At 34.8% G+C, this 23,326-nt stretch carries 15 protein-coding genes; 5 read left to right on the top strand and 10 right to left on the bottom strand.

Translation table 11 applies throughout. The features are described 5' to 3' along the window. Positions 1 to 306: 306 nt before the first annotated feature. Positions 307 to 915 carry a superoxide dismutase gene (locus tag ACJJVP_RS06705; RefSeq protein WP_405411969.1) on the bottom strand — a complete coding sequence of 203 codons (609 nt, stop codon included), beginning with the start codon at positions 913 to 915 and terminating at the stop codon, positions 307 to 309. 119 nt (positions 916 to 1,034) lie between these two features. On the opposite strand from ACJJVP_RS06705, the gene ACJJVP_RS06700 reads away from it, so the two are divergent. The 4 genes from ACJJVP_RS06700 (at position 1,035) to ACJJVP_RS06685 (ending at position 9,604) form a co-directional block, all read left to right on the top strand. Beyond that, positions 1,035 to 4,130, top strand: a complete 3,096-nt coding sequence (locus ACJJVP_RS06700) for a UvrD-helicase domain-containing protein (RefSeq protein WP_405411966.1) — start codon at positions 1,035 to 1,037, stop codon at positions 4,128 to 4,130. Positions 4,131 to 4,136: 6 nt separating this feature from the next. Further along, positions 4,137 to 5,330, top strand: coding sequence for a glycine C-acetyltransferase (gene kbl / locus ACJJVP_RS06695; RefSeq protein ID WP_405411963.1), 1,194 nt, complete (start codon positions 4,137 to 4,139; stop codon positions 5,328 to 5,330). Positions 5,331 to 5,443: 113 nt separating this feature from the next. Then, positions 5,444 to 6,787 (top strand): OmpA family protein, encoded by a 1,344-nt coding sequence (locus ACJJVP_RS06690; protein ID WP_405411961.1) that lies wholly within the window; start codon positions 5,444 to 5,446, stop codon positions 6,785 to 6,787. A 72-nt stretch (positions 6,788 to 6,859) separates the two neighbouring features. Then, positions 6,860 to 9,604, top strand: a complete 2,745-nt coding sequence (locus ACJJVP_RS06685; protein ID WP_405411960.1) for a PD-(D/E)XK nuclease family protein — start codon at positions 6,860 to 6,862, stop codon at positions 9,602 to 9,604. Positions 9,605 to 9,606: 2 nt separating this feature from the next. Here the strand turns inward: ACJJVP_RS06685 and ACJJVP_RS06680 are convergent, their stop codons facing one another. Then, positions 9,607 to 10,317, bottom strand: coding sequence for an SDR family oxidoreductase (locus ACJJVP_RS06680; protein WP_405411958.1), 711 nt, complete (start codon positions 10,315 to 10,317; stop codon positions 9,607 to 9,609). A gap of 116 nt (positions 10,318 to 10,433) precedes the next feature. Here ACJJVP_RS06680 and ACJJVP_RS06675 point away from each other — a divergent pair, with 116 nt between their 5' ends. Continuing rightward, positions 10,434 to 11,777 carry a sugar porter family MFS transporter gene (locus tag ACJJVP_RS06675; RefSeq protein ID WP_405411956.1) on the top strand — a complete coding sequence of 448 codons (1,344 nt, stop codon included), beginning with the start codon at positions 10,434 to 10,436 and terminating at the stop codon, positions 11,775 to 11,777. A 70-nt stretch (positions 11,778 to 11,847) separates the two neighbouring features. Here the strand turns inward: ACJJVP_RS06675 and ACJJVP_RS06670 are convergent, their stop codons facing one another. The 8 genes from ACJJVP_RS06670 to ACJJVP_RS06635 all read right to left on the bottom strand — a co-directional run bounded on the left by ACJJVP_RS06670 (position 11,848) and on the right by ACJJVP_RS06635 (position 23,316). Then, positions 11,848 to 12,945 (bottom strand): imelysin family protein, encoded by a 1,098-nt coding sequence (locus ACJJVP_RS06670; RefSeq protein ID WP_405411955.1) that lies wholly within the window; start codon positions 12,943 to 12,945, stop codon positions 11,848 to 11,850. Positions 12,946 to 12,949: 4 nt separating this feature from the next. Then, a complete protein-coding gene (locus ACJJVP_RS06665; protein ID WP_405411952.1) occupies positions 12,950 to 14,347 on the bottom strand; it encodes a di-heme oxidoredictase family protein in 1,398 nt (465 codons plus the stop codon). Positions 14,348 to 14,455: 108 nt separating this feature from the next. Then, entirely contained in the window at positions 14,456 to 15,619 is a 1,164-nt protein-coding gene (locus ACJJVP_RS06660) for an imelysin family protein (RefSeq protein ID WP_405411950.1), read from the bottom strand. A gap of 377 nt (positions 15,620 to 15,996) precedes the next feature. Next, the gene (locus ACJJVP_RS06655) at positions 15,997 to 17,847 is read right to left on the bottom strand and encodes a PAS domain S-box protein (RefSeq protein WP_405411948.1); all 1,851 of its coding nucleotides are present in this window, start codon (positions 17,845 to 17,847) and stop codon (positions 15,997 to 15,999) included. A 144-nt stretch (positions 17,848 to 17,991) separates the two neighbouring features. Next, complete coding sequence (locus tag ACJJVP_RS06650; protein ID WP_405411946.1) at positions 17,992 to 18,390, bottom strand: response regulator; 399 nt, start codon at positions 18,388 to 18,390, stop codon at positions 17,992 to 17,994. Between the two features lie 18 nt (positions 18,391 to 18,408). Next, positions 18,409 to 22,404 carry a chemotaxis protein CheB gene (locus ACJJVP_RS06645; RefSeq protein WP_405411943.1) on the bottom strand — a complete coding sequence of 1,332 codons (3,996 nt, stop codon included), beginning with the start codon at positions 22,402 to 22,404 and terminating at the stop codon, positions 18,409 to 18,411. A 238-nt stretch (positions 22,405 to 22,642) separates the two neighbouring features. Then, a complete protein-coding gene (locus ACJJVP_RS06640) occupies positions 22,643 to 22,984 on the bottom strand; it encodes an antibiotic biosynthesis monooxygenase family protein (RefSeq protein WP_405411941.1) in 342 nt (113 codons plus the stop codon). Continuing rightward, entirely contained in the window at positions 22,981 to 23,316 is a 336-nt protein-coding gene (locus tag ACJJVP_RS06635; protein ID WP_405411938.1) for a n-acetylglutamate synthase, read from the bottom strand. The genes ACJJVP_RS06640 and ACJJVP_RS06635 overlap by 4 nt, the downstream gene beginning before the upstream one ends. Between the last annotated feature and the right edge of the window lie 10 nt (positions 23,317 to 23,326).

The following is a 23,326-nucleotide window of genomic DNA, read 5'->3' as shown; positions in this document are numbered from 1 at the left end:
TTGCTCCGTCTTTTTATTTTATACCAATTGGCCTATAAAACAACTAGTTACCCCCTAAGTCCACACTATAGAAAACCATCTACTCATAAATAAAAGTTTATTTTTTTCTTAAAAATCCTTTTTTTATTTACTCAATACCAGTAATTTAGTCTCGCCATAGCATAAGTAGGTTAAGTTTATGGTAAGATTTGGGACGAAAAGGGTGGAGACTTCTCCGCCCTTTTCTATTTTAAAAACAAAAAAACCACCCATGAATAATTCATAAGTGGTTTCCTACAAGTTAGTTAAGAATATTTCTGCTCTTTCTTATTTGTTACTTGCGTATAATTTCGAAACTTCATCCCAGTTAATGATATTGAAAAATGCTTCAATATAATCTGGTCTCTTATTTTGATAGTTTAGGTAATATGCATGTTCCCAAACATCTAATCCTAAAATTGGGAAGCCTCCACAACCAACACCTGGCATTAAAGGATTATCTTGATTAGGTGAAGAACACACTTCTACTTTACCTCCTTTATGAACACATAACCATGCCCAACCAGAACCAAATCTTGTACCAGCAGCAGTAGTGAATTTACTTTTAAATTCTTCAAAAGAGCCAAAAGCCGTATCAATAGCCGATGCTAACTCACCACTAGGCTCTCCACCACCATTTGGTGATAAAATTGTCCAGAATAATGAATGGTTATAAAAACCACCACCGTTATTTCTAACAGCACCATTGTTCATGTCTAATCCTGTTAAAATATCTTCTATAGATTTTCCTTCTAGTTCAGTACCTTCAATAGCAGCATTTAACTTAGTGGTATATCCGTTATGATGTTTTGTATGATGTATTTCCATTGTCCTTGCATCAATATGAGGCTCAAGAGCATCATAAGCGTAAGGCAATTTTGGTAGTTCAAAAGCCATAATTTATGTGTTTTTAGATTTATACTAATTGTCTCCCAAAGTTACGGATTTTAACATTTATATTCATGTAATAATTTGTTAAGAACTGTACAGGAATCATTAATTTGCAGTAAAAACCAGTGTCTACCAATTCTTTTACTATATATAATGCCTCTGCAGGATCTGGCAAAACCTATGCCCTTGCCAAAGTATACCTGAAAATCATACTAGAATCACCCCAGAATTTCAGAAAAATACTAGCCATCACATTTACCAATAAAGCGGTAAATGAAATGAAACATCGTATTTTAAATAGTCTTTTCGAGTTTTCAAAGACCATTTCTCTTGACGACGCTAGCCCGTTATTCACTGACATATTAAAAGAAACCAGTTACACTTTTGAAGAACTACCTGTTCTAAGCAAACTTCGGTTAAAGCAAATTTTACACAACTATGCCTTTTTTGATATTTCTACAATAGATAAGTTTACCCATAGACTTATCAGAACATTTGCGAAAGACTTAAAGATACCTCAGAATTTCGAGGTTGTACTTGACGTTGACCTACTTTTACAAGAAGCCGTTGAACGTGTAATCAGTAAAGCAGGAGAAGACCCTGAATTTACAAAGGTGCTTTTAGATTTTGCCTTGGAGAAAATTGAGGATGACCGAAGTTGGGATATTGGATTCGATCTTTTAAAAATAGGTAAACTGATATTCGATGAAAACAATGCCGCACATTTAAAGCAATTAAAAGATATTCAACTAAGCGACTTCTTAAAACTACAAATTCATTTAAAAAAACAAACAAAAAACCTAGAAACACGTATTGTTGAACTTGCAACTGCCGCTATCGATACTATAACTACATCAGGATTGGATCTTAAAGATTTCCCTAGAGAAACTTTACCCAATCACTTTAAAAAAATAATTGCCGGCAACTTTACACCTACCCAACTCTACAATAATAAACTAGAGGATAATTTAATTGAAGGTAAAGTAGTAAAAGCTACCGTTAAAAATGCTCCGACAGATTTAGCTCCTCAATTGCTTTATCATTATCAAGCTATAAAAGAGCTAATTTATAAAAGAGGTCTGTTTGCTAATATCAACAGAAACATAATTCCTTTTGCGCTATTAAATGCCATTCAAAAAGAACTGAAGATTATTCAAGAAGAGAAAGACCAATTATCAATATCAGAATTCAACACCTTAATCGCCAAAGAAGTCAAAAATCAACCGGCTCCATTTATTTACGAACGACTTGGCGAAAAATACCGTCATTATTTTATTGACGAATTTCAAGATACTTCGCAAATGCAATGGGAAAATCTTATTCCATTAATTGGGAGTGCCATGGAAGGAGAAGATGAATTGGGCAGTACCGGGTCATTATTTTTAGTGGGCGACCCAAAGCAAGCGATTTACAGATGGCGTGGTGGTAAAGCCGAACAGTTTCTAGAATTGGCAACCCACCAAACGCATCCATTTACCATAAAGTCAGAACTAGTTACGTTACCAAAAAACTATAGAAGTTATGCAGAGGTCATTCATTTCAACAATAACTTTTTTCAAAGCATAAGTCCGTTTTTAGAGAACGATATTTATCAAGAGTTCTTTAAAAAAGGAAATACACAAGAAATCAATCAGAAAGAAGGCGGTTTTGTAAATATCTCATTGCTAGAAGAAGAAACCGATGAAGATTATGCGGCTAATACATTAGCGACCATTCAAAATTGTCTGGACCAAGGTTATACCTATAATGATATCTGTATTATCATCAGAAAAAAGAAACATGGACTACTACTGGCTGACCATTTAATGCAAAATAACGTGCCTGTTGTTTCTTCAGATTCCTTATTATTAAGCGAAAGTACCAAAACCATTTTCTTGGTTCAACTAATTAGGTATATGGTTCAGCCTACCGAATTAGAGATTCAATATGAAATATTAAATTTTCTATCGGAAGGGGTAAAAGATAAACATGCCTATATCTCTGAAAACTTAGGAAACCTTGACACCCATCTTTTTGAAACATATGGTTTTGATGCTTCTACACTAAGACAAGCTTCGGTTTTTGATGGTTTAGCCTATGCTATAAAAACATTTAACCTTATTCCTACGTCAGATGCTCACCTTTCTGCTTTTATGGATTTAGTTTTTGACGTTGAATCTAAATATGGCTCAGACATGCAGTCCTTTTTAGACTATTGGGATAAAAAGGGGAATACTGCAAGTATCAGTACTCCCGAAAATATTGAATCGGTACAGATTATGACCATTCATAAATCTAAGGGTCTGGAATTTCCTGTTGTAATTTTTCCATATGCCAATTCAAATGTATTCGAAGAAATCGACCCTAAACTATGGCTTCCGGTAAGTAAAGAAGAGTTTTTAGGCTTTTCCGAAGTACTTATCAATAAAAAACAAGAAGTTCAAGAATATGGTGAGCTTGAATCGTTACTTTATGAAATTGATCACCAAAAATTACAGCTCGATGCTTTCAACCTATTATATGTAGTGCTTACAAGAGCTGTTAATGCCTTATTTATAATAAGCGCTAATAAACTTGATAAAAAAGGGGAACATAATACCAATTCGTATTCTGGTCTATTCATTCACTTTCTAAAAAGTATTGGTGCATATCAACAAGACAAACTATCATATGACTTTGGTAAATTGACACCACCACCCTCTAAAAAACAAAATAGTACAGACCAACTCACTATACCTTATATATATACCAATAAAAATAGACCCGATTTTAAAATTCTTGCCTTGGCAGGCACTTTGTGGGACGAAGGGCTAGACGTTGCGATAAACCAAGGTAATGTTATACATTATATATTAGGTGCTGTTTACACGTCTAAAGATTTAGATAGAGCCATACAAATGGCACTACAAAAAGGTTTGGTCAAAGAGCAAGAAGTCATTGAGATAAAGGAAATTGTAAAAAAGGTCATCTTTCATGAAGATTTGAACCAATTTTACCAGCATAACATTGAAATACTAAATGAACGAGATTTATTAATGGCGGATGGTACAATTCAAAGACCTGATAGAGTTGTTCTAAAAGGTAAACATGCGACAATAATAGACTATAAAACAGGAGAACAAAACCCAAAATATCATCATCAAGTAAATACCTATGCCCAGAGTTTTTCAAATATGGGCTACACAATAGATCATAAAATTATTGTGTATATAAATAAAGAAATAGAACTAGCTTATATATAAAGGAATATGTACGGAAAAATCAAACAACACTTACAACAAGAAATTGACAACATTAAAAGTGATGGACTTTTTAAAGAGGAACGAATTATCGTTTCTCCACAAGATGCCGTTATTAAAATAGATACCGGACAAGAGGTTATCAATTTTTGTGCTAATAATTATTTAGGTCTATCATCTCACCCAGATGTTATACAAGCCGCTAAAGATGCTATGGATACTCATGGTTTTGGTATGTCTTCAGTACGTTTTATTTGTGGAACCCAAGACATACATAAAACATTAGAAGAAAAAATCGCACATTTCTATGCTACCGAAGACACGATATTATACGCCGCAGCCTTTGATGCCAATGGCGGAGTATTTGAGCCTTTGCTTAGTGCAGAAGATGCGATTATTTCCGATTCTTTAAACCACGCCTCTATTATTGATGGTGTTCGTTTATGCAAAGCAAAACGTTACCGTTATGCCAATAGCGATATGGCCGATTTAGAAACCCAGCTTATAAAAGCGAATGAAGACGGAGCTCGATTTAAAATTATTGTTACAGATGGTGTATTCTCTATGGACGGTATCGTAGCTCCGTTAGATAAAATATGTGATCTAGCCGATAAGTACGATGCTTTAGTGATGATCGACGAATGCCATGCCACTGGTTTTATTGGCGAAAAGGGCAAAGGCACCTTAGAAGAAAAAGGTGTTATGGGAAGAATTGATATTATAACCGGTACTTTAGGCAAGGCTCTAGGTGGCGCAATGGGAGGTTATACTACAGGTAAAAAAGAAATTATCACTTTATTAAGACAACGTTCTAGACCCTATCTGTTTTCAAACTCTTTGGCACCAGCTATTGTGGGGGCATCTATTAAAGTATTCGATATGCTTGAAAACGACACAACTTTACGCGATCGGTTGCAAGAAAATACTGCATACTTTAAAAAAGGCATTGAAAATGCAGGCTTCGACATTGTCGATGGAGACTCTGCAATTGTGCCAGTTATGCTTTATGATGCTAAATTATCGCAAGAAATGGCAAATAAACTATTAGAAAAAGGCATTTATGTAATCGGTTTTTTCTATCCAGTAGTTCCAAAAGGTAAGGCTCGTATAAGAGTTCAACTATCTGCCGCACATACAAAGCAGCATCTAGATTCGGCCATTGCAGCTTTCACAGAAGTGGGCAAAGAGCTAAAAATCGTTTAAAAGACATATTTAATCTATTAAATGCGCTAAAAAAAATAGGAAATTGATTTTGTTAATAATATTTAACAAGTTACATTTGCAGCTAATAAACACTTAAACTTAAAATTTAATACATGAAACATCTTAGCAAATTATTGGCGGTTGCCCTACTTGTTGTAGGTATCAACAGCATACAAGCGCAAGACGAGAATAACCCTTGGCAAGTGCAATTTGGGGTTAATGCCATTGACGTATATCCAACTTCGGATGTAAGTTCTTTCGGTAACGAATTCTTCAATGTGAACGATCACTGGAACATTTTACCTTCTATATCTTATGTAGGAGTATCTAAGTCAATAGGAGATGGTTTCTCTGTTGGAGCTAGAGGTTCTCTTAACAAAATCAGCAAATTTGGTGACGTTAGCGTTGACGATCTTTCTCACTACGCTATAGATGGTACAATAAAATATGATATCATTAAAAGACAAACAGTTCTTGACCCATTCATCGAAATCGGTGGTGGTTATACTTGGATCGATGAAATCGGTGCTGGTACTGTAAATGGTGGTATTGGACTTAATATCTGGTTTTCTGAAAACTTAGGTCTTACATTACAATCTTCTTACAAGCATGCTTTTGAAGATTACTTAGCTCCACACATGCAACATTTAGCTGGTATCTCAGTTAAATTTGGTGGTACTGATACTGATGGTGATGGTATCTACGATAAAGATGATGCTTGTCCAGAAGTTGCTGGTCTTGAAGCATTCAACGGTTGTCCTGATTCTGACGGTGATGGTATCGAAGACAGCAAAGATGCTTGTCCTAACGAAGCTGGTTCTAAAGAAATGAACGGATGTCCTGACGCTGACGGTGACGGTGTTGCTGATAAAGATGATGCTTGTCCAAATGAAGCTGGTCTTCCTGCTTTAGCTGGTTGTCCTGATGCTGACGGTGACGGTGTTGCTGATAAAGATGACGCTTGTCCTTCTGAAGCTGGTCCTGCTGAAAACAAAGGTTGTCCTTGGGCTGATAAAGATGGCGACGGTGTACTTGACAAAGATGATCAATGTCCAGATGTTGCTGGTACAGTAGCTAACGCTGGTTGTCCTGAAGTAACTGCTGAAGTTCAAAAGCAATTGAACGATTATGCTAGAACTATCTTATTTGATACTGGTAAATCTTCTATTAAAGCTGAGTCTACTTCTGTAATGGTTGACATTATCACAATCCTTAAAGAATACCCTAACGCTAAGTTTACTGTTGAAGGTCATACTGACAGCGTAGGTAGCGAAAAATTAAACCAAAGCCTTTCTGAGTCAAGAGCTCTTTCTGTAAAAGAATTCTTAGTTGACAAAGGAATCGAAGAGTTTAGATTATCTGCTGTTGGTTACGGTGAGGCTAAGCCTATCGCAACAAACAATACAAGAGCTGGTAGAACTCAAAACAGAAGGGTAGAAATTAACTTAGTAAAATAAGTTTAAAACAAACCTAAGTGTTTTAATAAATAAAAGCTCCGCAATATTGCGGAGCTTTTTTATTTTTACACTATGCAGAGTTTTATACAAGATGTAGTACAAAAGGTTTTAAGTGACAACCCAGACACTGGTAATGTAGTTTTTGTTCTACCTAGTAAACGTGCTGGTGTATTTCTTAAGAAAACACTATCACAATCACTTAACCAGACTGTACTTGCCCCAGAAATCTACAGTATAGAAGATTTCATTGAAAAGGTTTCTAACCTTGTTACCGCAAATACAACCACACAATTATTTGAACTCTATCACGCCTATCTAAAAGTAGGTGACTATGAAAAAGAATCTTTCGATTCTTTTTTAAAATGGGGGCAAATTTTATTACAAGATTTTAATGAAGTAGACCGTTACTTAGTTGAAGCCGCAACCTTATATCAAAATGTTGCTGCCATTCAAGAAGTCAACCATTGGTCATTAAATCCTGATAATTCTGAAATGATTGAAAACTACCTTCATTTTTGGAGGTATTTAGAAGAGATTTATAATCAGTTTAATAATCGTTTATTAGAACAAGGGCTTGGTCACCAAGGTCTCATTTATAAAACATCGGTATCAGAATTACCTAACTATATCAACAACACTAGCAAAAAACATATATTTCTAGGTTTTAATGCCCTAAACACTGCCGAAAGTATTCTGATACAGACTATTTTAGAAAAAACAGATGCTTCGATATATTGGGATATAGACCCCTATTTTTTACAAGACAATATTCATGATGCAGGTTATTTTATACGCAATTATAAAAGTACATGGAATGTTTTAAAAGGGAAACCTCTAGCAGGATTAACCAATTACTACAATACCGATAAGAATATTGAAATAATTGGAGTGCCTAAGAATATATCTCAAATAAATTATGTAGGGGATCTACTGTTCAAAATTCAGAATGAATCTCCTGATACTTTACGTAACGCCGCCATTGTTTTAGGTAATGAAGAATTACTGAACCCGCTGTTGAATTCTATTCCTGATAATATTCCGGCTACGAACATCACCATGGGACAAAAGCTAGAGTCTACTACATTAGCCAGCTTTTTCACCAACCTTATTGAGTTTCACGAACAAAAGACCGAAAAAGGATGGTTCTACAAGCATTTACTAAATCTTTTGACACACTCATATGCCGTACTACTATTTGATGCCAACGAAGTCTCAACAGAGCGTTTAGTTTCAAAAATTAAAACAAATAACTGGTCATATATTACCAATACCCAAATACGCGAGCTATTACCGGAACATGCGGCTATTCATTTACTTTTTGAAGATGTAAAGAATAATCCGAATAGTCTTATAGATAACTTTCTAGCACTTATTCAATCCATCAGGACTATAGAAGTTGTAAAACAGAACTCCCTTTTACTAGAACAGCTTTATAAATTCTTTACGTTATTTAATCAGCTAAAAGATTTATGTACAAGTTTTACGTACATCAACAATCTTAAAAGTCTTAAACATTTATTTAGTCAATTATTGAGTTCAGAAACTTTAGATTTTCAAGGAAACCCAATTGAAGGCATTCAAATTATGGGAATGTTAGAAAGTAGATTGTTAGATTTTGAAACTATTATCATTACTTCTGTAAACGAGGGCGTATTACCATCGGGGAAATCCAATAATTCGTTTATTCCGTTCGACTTAAAAATTAAAAACGGATTACCAACCTATAAAGAGAAAGACGCGGTATATACCTATCACTTCTACCGTCTGTTACAACGTGCTAAAAACGTGTATGTTCTTTACAATACGGAACCAGATGCCTTGGAAGGCGGGGAACGTAGTAGATTAATTACGCAGCTGCTAACCGACGATAATAGAACCGATATAAAGTCTTTTATTGCGACACCAACTATTCAGCCCATTACCAAAGAAATAGAACAGGTTGAAAAGACAAGTAGCTTAGCAGCTCTTATCCAGGAGAAAGCTAGAAAAGGGTTCTCACCAAGTTCATTGAGTAATTACATTAGAAACCCTATAGATTTTTACAAGCAGAACTTATTGAATATCAATGAGGTTATGCAAGTAGAGGAAACGTTGGCGCCCAATACCTTTGGTACCATTGTACATGATAGTTTAGAAGAACTATACACTCCGCTTGTTGGCAAAACACTTACTGAAGAATCATTAAACGCCATACGAAAGAACGTATCTACTTCCGTAGCCAGAAATTTTGAAAAAACATATAAGGAAGGAAATATAAGTTCAGGCAAAAACTATATTTCTTTTCATGTTATCCTAAAATATATACAGACATTTATTGATGCCGAAATAACCGCTATAAAGGATCATAGCATAAAAATCATTGCCCTAGAACAAGAACTATCCGTACCGCTTACAGTACCAGGTTTAGAATTCCCTATTATTTTAAAAGGAAAGTTAGACCGTGTAGATGAATACGATGGTATAACACGCATTATAGATTACAAAACAGGAAAAGTAGAACGCCGTAATGTTGAGATTGTAGATTGGGAAATTTTGAACGAAGAATACCAATACAGCAAAGCGTTTCAATTACTTTGTTACGCTTTAATGTACTTTAAAACCCAACCCACAGAGAACCTTGCTATTCAAGCAGGTATTATCTCATTAAAGAATTTCGCAGAAGGCACTTTGCTATTCGCACAAAAAGAATCTGCCCGATCAACCACAAAAAATCACATCATAAATAATGCAGTCATTTCTGATTTCGAGCAGATACTTAGTCAGCTAATTACAGAAATATGTAACACTGATATTCCATTTATAGAAAAAGAAGTGTAATACTACTTCTTATCCGGTCGTGTTGGTCTTACCTCAATTTTACTTGGTAAGGTTCTTTCGTTCATTTGTAACAAGTCTAATACCAATTCACCAATATCTTCTGGCTGAATTTTCCAAGCATCTTTTTCATCTGGCTCATTATTATTAAAATGTGTGGACACCGATCCTGGCATTATGGTAGAAACTTTAATTCCATATTGTCTTAAATCTAACATTGCAGCTTGTGTAAAACCTACCACTCCGAATTTAGAAGCATTATACCCTGCGCCTTTTGCAAAGAAGTTGGTACCTGCCAAACTAGCCAATGTTATATAATACCCCTCTGACTTCTTTAAAGCCGCTACAGAAGCTTTTAAGGTGTGAAAAGTACCATTTAAATTGGTATCTATCATCTGATGCCATTCTTCATCCGTCATTTCATCAATAGGTGCAAAATTACCAACTCCGGCATTTGCCAAGACCACATCTACTTGACCCCATTTATCCATTATTTTAGAAACGGCATTCTTCTCATCTGCCATTTTTGCTACGTCAGACACAATACCTAAAACAGCATCGTTGTCAAAATCCTTTAAAGCCTTATCCACACTTTCTTGAGAACGCCCACTAATGGCAACTCTCATACCTTGTTTCAATAATGTTTGTGCTACTGCAAATCCTATTCCCTTGGTCCCTCCTGTGATATAGGCTACTTTATTTTTTAAATCTTTCATCGTTCAAATTTTAATAATACCACAAGTTAGCGATTCTCTATTTTTTTTGTTGTCCTTTTAGATTAAGATTTAACGGTTTTGATTTGTTATATTTAACTACAACTTAATACTCAACAATGAACAGAATTATCGTTTGGTCTATAACCGTAGCTCTTGCAGGATTTTTATTTGGATTTGATACCGTAGTTATCTCGGGAGCAAACGAACCCATTAAACAATTATGGAATACATCACCTCTATTTCATGGTACTTTTATTATGAGCATGGCACTTTGGGGTACTGTCGTAGGTTCTCTTTTTGGCGGTATACCTACCAAAAATTTAGGTCGTAAAAAAACCTTACTCTGGGTCGGTATTCTATTCTTGGTTTCCGCATTAGGTTCGGCTTTGGCCCAAGACCCTTATTCGTTCTCTATATTTCGTTTTATTGGTGGCCTAGGTGTTGGTATCTCATCTGTTGCAGCACCGATTTATATCTCTGAAATTACATCAAAAGAGAATCGTGGTAAGCTAGGTGGACTCTATCAGTTCTGGTTGGTATTCGGCATACTAATCGCCTTTGTCTCTAACTGGCTGCTTAAAGGTTTTGACGGAGCAAATGACTGGCGTTGGATGTTGGGCATTGAAGCCATACCTGCATTCATTTATACCCTAATGGTTTTTACCGTACCAGAGAGTCCACGGTGGTTGGCACTACATAAAAAAGACGAAGCCGCCGCATTGAAAATATTAGAGATTATACACTCAAAAGAAAAAGCGGCACAGCAGCTGACAGAGATTAAAACCGACCTAAAACACACAGCTAAAAGTGAAAGTCTTTTACAAAAGAAATATTCTAAAGTACTTTGGCTTGCTTTCTTTATTGCATTTTTTAACCAACTTTCTGGTATTAACTTTGTACTGTATTATGCCCCAGAAATTTTAGAACAAGCTGGACTGGGAGGTAAGGAATCTTTATTTAATTCTATTGCTATAGGTATCGTAAACCTCGTATTCACCTTCATAGGAATACGTTTATTAGATAAGCTCGGTAGAAGACAACTCATCATTATTGGATCAATTGGTTACATCATAAGTTTGGTAATGGTGGGACTATGTTTTCAAATAAATCTAGGATCGACCCTAACACTAACATTCATCTGTACTTTTGTTGCTTCTCACGCCATTGGTCAAGGTGCTGTTATTTGGGTATTTATTTCAGAGATTTTTCCGAACAGTATTCGTGCTTACGGGCAATCTTGGGGCGTTAGTGTCCATTGGGTATTTGCAGCAATTATTACATTGATTACTCCGTTTTTCTTAGATGCTACAGAAGGCATCTTAAAAGACCACGTCTGGTATATCTATTACTTCTTCTGTGCTATGATGGTATTGCAACTTATTTGGGCAATTACCAAAATGCCCGAAACCAAAGGGGTTTCTCTAGAAGAACTGAGTAAAGAATTGGTGAAAGAGTATTAGTCCAAAAAAATTACTACATTTTATAAAAATATGGGCTAGCATTCTAAAATACTAACCCATATTTTATTTTCTAGTCACCATCAGTATCATTGAAAGTAACAACGATATTGGCAGCACTTGAAAAATCTGTCTTTAATAGACCTATTACCGTTTGTAAATCTGTTCTTAAGTTATCTAATGCATTTACATCGGTCACTAAAACATCTTCAATTGATCCATTAATGGTATACAAATCATCCAAAGCTACTTGAAATGCTTCTTGAATGGCAGTATCTATATCTGGTCTATCTAGTACTTCTTTTAAATAATCATCTAATCCAAAACCTTCTTCCCCAATATAATCACCTAAATAACTATTATTAAGTGTTTCTAAATTTTCAATCAATGCTTCTTTACTTATTTCACTTCTGTATGCCTCAAAATAAGTAACCCCATCACTTTCTGCATTTAGGGCCTCCTCTATTTTGGTACCTTTCATAGATTCTAATGCCGCAATAATCGCATTGACTACCTGATTCTGACTTCCATTAACACCTGTCTCTAGATTACTTTTAAAACTAGGTTCTACTTCACCCCAAAAAATTTGTAACGCGGTACTTTGCTCATTTAAATTCTCTATTAATGCTAACAAATACTGCATACGTTTTTCAGCATTAACATCTGTCGTCAATTCTGCCAAAACCAATTCAGCTGAATCATGAAACAACAAATATTCAATGGCACTATACCCTTTTGTATTTGCACCTGTACTGGAAACAAAAGCGTTATTCAATGTTTCCTCTTCTAAAATGTTATCTTCTATGGCTTCAAAATTAGTAGGCCATTGATTTATTCTAGTATGTATAAATGAATTTTGGATGGCACCTAAATTAAAAACTTCATTGCTCTTCCAATTTAAAAAAGAGGCTTTCCATGCTTTTTGCAATGCCAAAAGTTCAACTTCGGCAGGGTTTGCTGAAAAATCTAAACTTGCTGAAACTAAGCTACCTAAAACTTCTAGATGGGCAGATTGATTTACTTTTATCTGAAAATCATACAAATCCGATACTTGCATTAAGCGCCCCTCTTCTACAGTTACCTCTGATATTGAAATGGCTTCATCACTATCATCGTTACCACATGAAAAAACCAAGAGTAAAAATGCGATGAATAGAATTTTATTTTTCATAGTATTAAAGTGTATTCAAAAATTGAATTAATTTACTTCTTTCTTCAGCTGAAAAGCTTTTAAAATTTTCTTTAGATGCCTGTGCTTCCCCACCATGCCAAAGTATTGCTTCTTCTATATTTCGTGCCCTACCATCATGCAATAGGTTTGTATGCCCATTTACCGTCTCTATTAAACCTATTCCCCATAAGGGCGGTGTACGCCATTCATTACCGTTTGCATCAAAATCTTGCAAGCCATCTGCAAGACCATCACCCATATCATGTAAGAGTAAATCTGTGTAGGGGCGAATGGTTTGATTTGCTAATGCTATTATCTCGTAAGATCCTGTTTCAATTTTAGGAATATGACATTTTATACATTCAGCACTTGCGAACAACGATTTTCCTTCCAGAACGTCCTCATCATCAACATCTCTTCTTGCCGGAACAGAAAGTGATGCTGCATAAAAAGCTACTTTTTCTAAATTTTCATCCTCAATTTCAGGAGTACCTCCATTTGGGTAATCGTCACAATCTAAGGGTGTAGGACAATTTTCATCAGGAAATAATGAAGAAGTAATGCCTAAATCGCCAGCAAAAGCTGCAGCAACTTGTTGTTTAATGTTCGGTTGATTGGCTTTCCATCCAAAACGACCAATTTCCATAGTATTGGATTCTACATCATAAACCATGTTTATTCTCCCAGAAATACCGTCATCATCGGCATCATTAGGATCTGAATAACTTAACAATGTTGCATCTGGTATAGCATCTAAAAGACCTAGACCGATCATTTGATTAGCAACCCTAGGCGAAAGTCTTGTTAAACTATTAAGCTCACCAAACCCTAAACCGGTAAAAGAATATTCTGGATTTTGCAAACTTACCTGCGTACCATCATCATAAGTTTCTGTAAGCGGTGTATAAGTCACTATAAGTGTACCTTCATTATCAACGCTTAAAATAGAATTGTCTTGAAATTGTGTACCATAAACGGGATCACCGATATTACTACCAGTGGCATCGGTCTCTAATAGTCCCAAACGTATTAATAGCCCGTGTGAGAACTCTCCATCAAAAGCTGGCGGTCTTCCCCTGCCATCTTTGAAATGGCAACCAGAACAATTTCTAGAATTAAAAAAAGGACCTAAGCCGTCTCTTGCTGTGGTCGATGCCGGTGCCGTTACCCAACTCTGGTTAAAAAGTGAGTTGCCCACTCCGAAAGTGACCCTTTCATCAAAAGTTAAATCTGGTGAAGCAAAACCAAAAGCTTCTGCAGAAAAATTAGTGGACGTCGTAGTACCACCAGAAAGTTCTTCGCCTTCTTCTGCCACTAAAGGCACAATGACCTCATCTTTGCTACAAGATGAAACCATTAAAACACTGATTACCAGTAAACAAAATGATGAAAATCTGTTCATATCATATAACAACAAAACTGGATTTAAATAAATCCAGTTTTAATATTTTTTCTTTAAAAGAGAACGGTTTTCACAGCCCTGTACTCAAAAGACATATGTAAATGCGAATTAGTCGATACCTAAAGCAACTTTCGCTTCTAATAATTTGTCACCAAAAGCAACTAATGATTGTACTGCTGTCTGTACTTTTGCTCCTTCCACACTAGACTCACCATCAACAATTGCAAGATCAAAAGGATCTAATGTTGCTTCAACATCTGCCTCTGCAGTTGCCAATAATGTATTTAGTTCAGTAGCCAATTCAGCATCTGCCTCGGTAATTAAATCTTGTAACGAGTTACCGGTTACATTACCGTAAGAACCAGTATATACATTTACGATACCGTCTAAATTCAATCTAATATCTCTGTTTGTATTATCACTAAAACAAGAGTGTTCGTCTTCTTGATCTTGATTTTGCAAGGCAACGGCAATACGCTCAATAGCCAATTCACTTCTAGATAATTCTGCAATACTACTAATGATATTATCTAAAGCTTCTTCTTCATCTAAAGCTAAGAAGGTAGTTTTATATGCACCTGTCCATTCATCAATTACCACTTGTAAATGATCGGTTAATAAATCTGCTACAATTGCCAAATACGCTCTTCTACGTTCTTGATTTTCTGCTGTACCACCGTCAACAAAATCAGTATAAACTCTTTGACCGGCTAAATTTTCTGAAGGAGCGGTAAGATCTTGACCCCAAAGCAAAAACTCGATTGCATGGTAACCTATTGCTACATTCTCTTCACCACCGTTACCGTTCTCACCAGTCAACAATTCTTTTGTTAGGCTAGGAAAGTTTTCTGTATCATTTATAATACCGGCGCTTAAATCTCCTTCAACATAATCGATATAAGCTTCATCTAAAGGCCAAGAATTTAAATATCCTTCAATAGCCTCTGTATCACCAGTATCTATTGGACCATTTGCAAAGCGAAACGCTTCTGACGGACCGTAACTTTCTCTTGAAGTTAACCACGCCTCTTTTGCTGCATTAAAATTTTCTTCTGTTGGTGTTTCAACAAATGTTTCGATAGCAATATTCAATGCTTCTGCATCAACTAAAGCCGCTTGATAGTTAGCCAAAACCAAATCTGCATAATTGGTCAGTACAGTTGATCTGTCTATGGTTTCGTCAACGATTACTTCTGTCGTCGTATCATCGTCTGATGAACAACCAACAAATAGTAAACCTATAAAGCCAATAGTTAGAATTGCTTTTTTCATAATTTATTTAGATTAGATATAAATAGAGGCGCAAATCTAAAGTAACATACTATTTCTGACAAGCTATTTTTAATTATTCTAAATAAAAACTTAAAATTTAACAAATGTGTATTAAGGAAGTAAAGATAAACATGTTGTTACTCAGCTATCTACGGTATGTAGTTAAAGAACAGTAATCTAGTTCATGTTTAAGATATGAACTTCTCTTTTAAAAGGCTTTGTTCAAACCCATGTTCTAAGCTTAGGGTTTTTAAGAATTATAAATCCTAGAAATTCATAATAGGGGATTAAAAATCTAATTTCAAGGTTCTTATTTCACGACTTTAGATTTAAAAATATCGACTCTAAATCTACAGGTGTTTTCATATAAAAGAATTTTAACTATGAGGAAATAATAACTTTATTGTCGTGCCTTCATTTGGTTCACTTAATACTTCTATTTCACCTTTCATAAGATCCATTTGATGCTTCACAAGAAATAAGCCCATACCTCTCGCTTCACTATCATTACCCAATGATGATGCCATTTGAAATAGTTTATCACCCCTTGCTTTTAAATCCATACCAATTCCATTATCAGTTATTAAAATAATAGTATGATTTTTTGTAATACTGTTAGATATTGTAATTAACGGCGTTTTGTATGCTTTTCTATATTTAATAGCATTGGAAATACAATTCGTTAAAATATTTTCTAAAAATGACGGGTAAGACTTTATTTTAAGTACATCTGGATTCTCATTAATAATTTTAGCCTTAGACAGTTTAATTTCTCCAATTAAGTTATTTTCTGCTTTAAAAATATAATCATTTACCACTAGCCGACTTTTCTTGGTTTTGGCACCATTTCCAATGGTAACCATCTCTTTTAAATCAAGAATATTCTCAGATAAACTTTTGGTGCTATACCTTAACACAGCCAACGTTTCTTTCAACTCTTCCTTATTTTTTACATTTTCAAGAAAATCGAACATCAGTTCATAATTAATAGCATGACCCTTTAAGTTATGAAAAATTACACGCGTAAAGTTCAATAGCTTATCTATTTCTTTTTCGCCTTTTTTGAATTTTCCATTCAACTCATTGAACGTTTGGCAACTTGCTGTTACATCTTCTATTACACATAAAAGTTGTGTGCCATTTTTAATTAAACTTCCTTTTACAGAAAGAACTCTTTTGTTTCCATTTTTATCTTTAAAATCTAAATTACCCTTTACATCTTTTACACTATGGTTAGCAATTTTTATAAAACGGGCTCTGCTGAAATTATTTTCAAAAAACTCGATACAATTCTTCTGCTCTAATTCAATTTTATCTACGCCAGATAATTTTAGCAACTCTCGGTTTACCTTTAAAATATGACCGTTAAAAATATCGACAACCGCCATCGCATTGGGCGCTTCATTAAAAAATAGGTCTTTATCTAATTGGTCTTCATTTTCTTCAGTAGCAACCTCATTGCTTATAATTTGTGCTGTTCCGATTATACGATTACACTTACCGGACTTAAATTTTGGTTTTCCAATGGTCTTAACATATACTTCATTATTATTCAATGAAATTTTTAAACTTCTTTCCCAAGGTGTACCATTTTCTATGGCATCAGATAGTGTTTTCTTTATGGGCTCAAAATTCTCCTTTTCATCAAGAAAATTAATAAGGTTATCAATACTAATTTTAGAATCTTCTTCTATTTTAAATATTTTCTTTGTTATATCTGATAAGGTAAGTTTCTCTTTTTCTACATCATACTCCCAACTTCCTATTTGCGCAATTTTTCCTTTTTCGTTAAGAAGATTTTTTGTCTTTAGAAGATCATATTCAAGACTCTTTAAAATGGTAATGTCCTCTGCCGTCAACATTACGCCAACAGTGTTACCCTCATGATCTTTCCAACTACTAAAATGCCATATAATTTTTTTTGTGCTACCGTCATTTAGTTGCACCTCATCTTTCATTTGAATACCTCTTAGACCACTATAGGCAAAATCTAATTTTGTTTTGATATCCTTTGAAAAACTTGGAAAAATACCGAATATTGATTTTCCGTGTATTTTATCTTTATCAAAAAAGAACTTTCTTTTCCATTCTTCAGATGAATCGACAATATTATAATTGTTATCTAACAATATAGTTGCCGTGGTTAATTCTTGTAACCAAGAAACTATTTCTGTTTTCCTCTCTGTGTTCAAGAGCTCATTTTTGTAGATATTCACTATTGGTCTCATAACAATAGAACTTATATTTTGTAGGACAAATCTTGCATTTATATTATCTTAAAATTCAATTTTGTTGTGAACATTTTATTTTTTGTTGTGAAATAGATTGTTTTAGTGGTTTCTATTTTCAACTGTTGCAGATTCATCGAATCTTTAAGCCCGAATGTCGGCGACTACTCTCAGAATTGATTCTTTTGTAAGTGGCTTTAAAAGCACCTCTTTAATCAATGGTATTTCATCTGCTTTTTCTTTATCCGCAGGACTTAAAGAAGTCGATAATAAAATGATTTTAGTACCAAAATTTGTTTTGTTTTTTAATTTATTGAATTTGTCAAGAAACTCCCAAGCACTCATTATTGGCATATTAATATCTACCATCATAAGTTCAGGTGGCTCTATACCTTCTTGACCTAGATAATTTAATGCATTGATTCCGCTTCTAAACTCTAGAACCAATTCGGTACTACCTGATTTTTCTATGATTTTTTTATGAAAATAATTTGTTGCTAAATTATCATCTAATAATAAAACTGATTTTAATTTTATACTCATAATGGTAAGGTTAGATTATTATTTTTTTATTGTAAAAGAAAATTTTGTGCCTATTTTGCTATTAGATTCAATCCAGATTTCACCACCGTGCAGTTCAACTATTTTCTTGCATTGCGCCAATCCTATTCCAGTACCGTCATAACTATCCATATTATTAAGCCTCTGAAAAATATCGAATACACGTTCTCTATTCTTTTTTACTATACCTATGCCGTTATCCTTAATACTAAACTTCCAATTCAGGTCTAGCTCTTCAACACTAATAACTATTTTAGGCGAACGATCTTCTCTTCTAAACTTGATTGCATTGGTAATAAGATTAAGAAAAAGTGAATGTAACTCTGTTGCGTACCCACTTATTTTTGGTAAGTTTTTATAGATGATTTTTGTATTTGTATCAGCAATACTTTTTCCCAAATCCTTTTCTATATCAAATAAAATAGATTTACAATCTATAAGACTCATCTCTGGGTTTTTCCCTATTTTAGAATAGCTCAGTACACTTTTTACAAGACTTCTCATTCTAGATGCGGCTTCTATTATAAACTTCATATAATTTTCAGCTTCATCATCTAACTTATCTTTATACCCCTCATCTAACAGCCCAACAAAATCAGTAATCGTATTAAGAGGCTCTTGTAGATCATGACTGGCAACATATGCAAACTGCTCTAGCTCTTTATTACTTCGGTACAGTTCTAATTCGATTGACTTAAGCGGTGTAATATCTACATGGCTTCCAACGATTCTAATCGGTTCTCCTTTATTGTCACGTTCAATAATTCTTGCATTGCAATGTACCCATACAATACTACCGTCCTTATGGTAAAACCTGGATTGGTAGATTAACGGGGAATCTCTTTTTGATTTCTTGTACTGTTCAAAATTTTCTTGAGCGAATTTCAGGTCATCTGGGTGATATAGTTTTTCCCACGCTTGAGTGTTATTCTCTATTTCATGGTCTTCGTAACCGAACATCGCCTTGTAGCTTGGGCTAAGGTAGTCGGTACCGTCCTGGGGTCTGACTTCCCAAAACCCGGCCATGGTCCCTTCCAATAATTGTTCGAACGCCAGGCTTTTGTCGTAATATTTTTTTTTGGCAATCTCTAAATCCGATATATCTCTGACGGAACAAAGAGAATATATACTATTTCCATTTTCATCATATATTATATTGGCGTTTACGCTCACCGACAGCAACGAACCGTCTTTTCTCTGAAATATTCGATTTACATTTTTTTTGTATCCCTCCTTCACAAATTCGGTATACCTGTCCTGAACCTGAGCGGTACTTAAATTTTCCTCTGCATAGAAATCCTCAAATTTCATGTCTAAAAGTTCAGAAACATTTTCATAGCCGAGACCACGAGCCATTCGCTCATTACAATTCAATAAATTTCCCTCAACGCTAAATGTAGCGAACATATCAGGAGCATTATTATAAAGTAATCTAAATTCTTCTTCACTTTTTTTAATTATCGCTGTTGCTTTCTTTATTTCATCAATATCCACAAAACTTATCACCGCTCCACTTATAATATTATCGCTATCATAATAAGGTGTAATGCGCTTTAAAAACCATTTACCGTCAACAGTTTGCAATTCTGAAGTGACCATTTTACCACTCTCAATAACTTCATGAATTTTATCTATAGAAGTTGTTCCCGTACCAAAACTGTTTGAAAAATGAGAAATAGGTCTTCCCTCATCAGACTCTCTTAAATGAAAGTGTTCACTTATTGCAGGAGTAAATTTTCGAATTCTGATTTCGGTATCTAAAAAGATAGTGCCTATATCGGTACTTTTTAAAAGATTGTCCATGTCATTGTTCAGCGCTGCCAAATCTTCGATCTTCTGCTGTAATTCTGCGTTTACAGTATGTAGTTCCTCATTTACACTCTGTAGTTCTTCATTGGTACTTTGTAGTTCTTCATTGGCCGCCAAAAGTTCTTCATTGGTGGCCTGTAACTCTTCATTACTTGTTTCGACCTCTTCGATTACGTTACTTAGATTTTCTCGCGCATCTTTCAGCTCGGCTTCTAATTCCAAAATTCGTACCCCTGTTAATCCGGTGGTATCCGTCAATACTTTTGCAGTCCCTTGCGGTTCCTCTTTAGGCAAAAAAAGCAACAAACATCCTTTTGAACGATTAATATTGTTCATCTCGAAGGGATTGACCAATAGATCAAATGAAATTGCTCGACCTTGCCCCCTAACAGGCATTGTTTTGTGCAATATTCTCTGATTATTAGCAAAAGCCTTTCTAACGGTCGCTGCTAGGGAAATTGAAGCACTAGGAGGTAACATTTTAAGTAGATTAATACTAAAACCTCTTTCTGGTAAATCAACAAATTTTCTGAATTCACCAATGGCATGTAAAATATTGTATGTTTCATCTATATATACCCCGGCCAAGCCCAGTTCTTCTGCCACGGTCTCGTTCATGACATCGGCCATTTTGGTCTCTGTGCGCGATTTGTTGCTCGATAAATTATTAAACGAGGTAGTCAATTTCTGTTGATCCGGGTAGTTCAACGGTTCTAAACCTCTGCCCTTGGCACGTTTTATATTTTGATAAATTTTTGATTTTCGGTCAATTTCTTTGAACACACTTGAATAATCTCCTAAAGACTCACTACTGCCCAATAACAAAATACCATTTAAGTTCAATGAATAATGTAAAAAGCCCATTACCTTTCGTTGCGCAGGTGACTGCATATAAATAAGCATATTACGACAGACCGTAATATCCATTTTATTGAATGGGGGATCTTTCAAAATATTGTGTTGACTAAAAATCACCATCTTTCGCAAATTTTCGGTAACCTGATATTCTTCTCCTTTTTGTACAAAGAATTTTCTTAATCTTAGTGGCGATACGTTTGCAACGATACTTTCTGGGTATAGCCCCTTACTACCAATATCAAGATGATTTACCGCCAGATCTGTAGCAAATATCTTTATCTGTAACTTTTTCCCTTGTCGTTTTGTTTCTTCGGCAACGAGCATCGCCAGACTATAAGCTTCTTCTCCCGTACTAGAAGCAACACACCAAACTTTAAAAACATCATTATCGTTCTTTCCCGCAATTAATCTTGGTATTATTTTAGAGTCTAAGGTGTCCCAAACGTAGTTGTCCCGAAAAAAATTAGTGACTCCAATTAAAAATTCACGAGCTAAAATATCTGACTCCACTCTGTTGCCTCTTAAGAATTCTAGATATTCCCTTTGGTTATGTAATTTATTTACACTGATTCTTCGTGCAATACGTCGTACCAATGTAGGTCGTTTATATTCTTCAAAATCTAGCGTGGTTTCTTTTTTTAGTACTTTAAGAATGCTTACAATAGTTTCTTCGTCTTCTTCAATTTGAACTACTGTATCATTATTGGTCGTGGGATGCTCTATATAATTTAACAACTCGCCGGCCATTAACTCTACCTGTAAAGTATAATCTACCAGACCGGTATTGATAGCGCTTCTGGGCATACCATCGAATTTTGCCTGCTCAGGATCTTGCACCATGACCATACCACCAAATTCTTTAATTTCACGGGCCCCACTTGTACCATCACTACCGGTACCACTCAGTATAACACAAATTGCCTTTTCTTTATATTCTTGCGCCAATGACCTAAAAAATATGTCTATCGGCAAATTCAGATCGTGCCCTTTGGGCTTGTTGACAAGATGCAGTTTACCGTTGATTATGGTCATATTCTTTTTGGGAGGAATAAGGTATACACTACCCCTTTCAATGACCATATTATTTTTAACCTCTTGTATGGGCAAAACCGTATTCTTTGCAAGTAATTCTGCCATTAAAGATTTATAATCAGGACTCAAATGTTGAATAATAACAAAACTATATAGACAATCATGAGGAATATAATTAAAGAACTGTTTAAGTGCCTCTAAGCCCCCTGCACTTGCTCCGATAGCTATTACTCTATGATCAAACTCATGCTCTTCATTTTCACTATTAGCTGATTGTTCGGTCGTATGTATGCTCATTTAGTTTGGTTTTGCTTAAAAAATCGTAACAACTGGTTCTTCTGACCTATTAAATACTAAATGCTCGCTTTCAATATGGTCTTAATATTATAAGCACAAATTGACAGCGTGATTTAATGGTAAAAATTTCAATTAAATATGTGAAGATAAAAATTTGTGTAGTATTTTTCTTAATTTATTTCGCAATAAATCCCACTAATAATTATTTAAATAACTTAAAAACAGCCTTTCTTATCAGTTATAACCTATTATTCTTGTCTAAGAATCTACATCTATTGTTTTTTCCACTATCAAAAATAGTCTCGTAATGATTTACTATTGGAAAAGGGTCATAATAATCATGTAATAATTCTTTCCACTTTAAGTAGCCTTTAGACTTGCGAAAACCTATTTCATGACTTTCCACATCTGCCCAATCTACCAATAAAATATACTGCGAGTTATTCTCTAAACACCTACGTAACGTATGTGAACGATATCCTTTTATAGATTGAATGTAGTTACTGGCTAAAGTAAAATCTTCTTCAAACTTAGATTCTAAGCCTGTTTTAATGTTAAGAACAGCGACTTCTAGTATCATATTTCTTCTAATATCGAGTTTCCTTTAGAATAGTCACCAGAGGTCCACTGCCAGGTTTCATGAAGTCTTAGTTTTCCATTATCCATGATTTCGGGTTTTGAGACACAACTACCCGTCATTAATTCACCCTTTGTATTCACTTGATGATATCGCATTTCAATGGTACCGTCTAAAGCTACCAGACCTATTAAGTGACCTTCTACAATCTGACCGCCACTGTATGTAGACGTTAAAATTGTATCTTTTTGTTTGTATTTAAAAAGTGTCTCTACCGATGTTTCTCCGTTATCAGAATTGGAAACTGGTCTAAATATTTTATTATTATAGTTCATGGCGCATCTA

Origin of the sequence: Maribacter sp. Asnod1-A12 (assembly GCF_045063735.1) — a bacterium.
In the GTDB taxonomy this organism is placed as follows: Bacteria; Bacteroidota; Bacteroidia; order Flavobacteriales; family Flavobacteriaceae; genus Maribacter.
The sequence above is the reverse complement of the archived record's forward strand: the minus strand, read 5'-3'. Positions and strand labels throughout refer to the sequence as shown.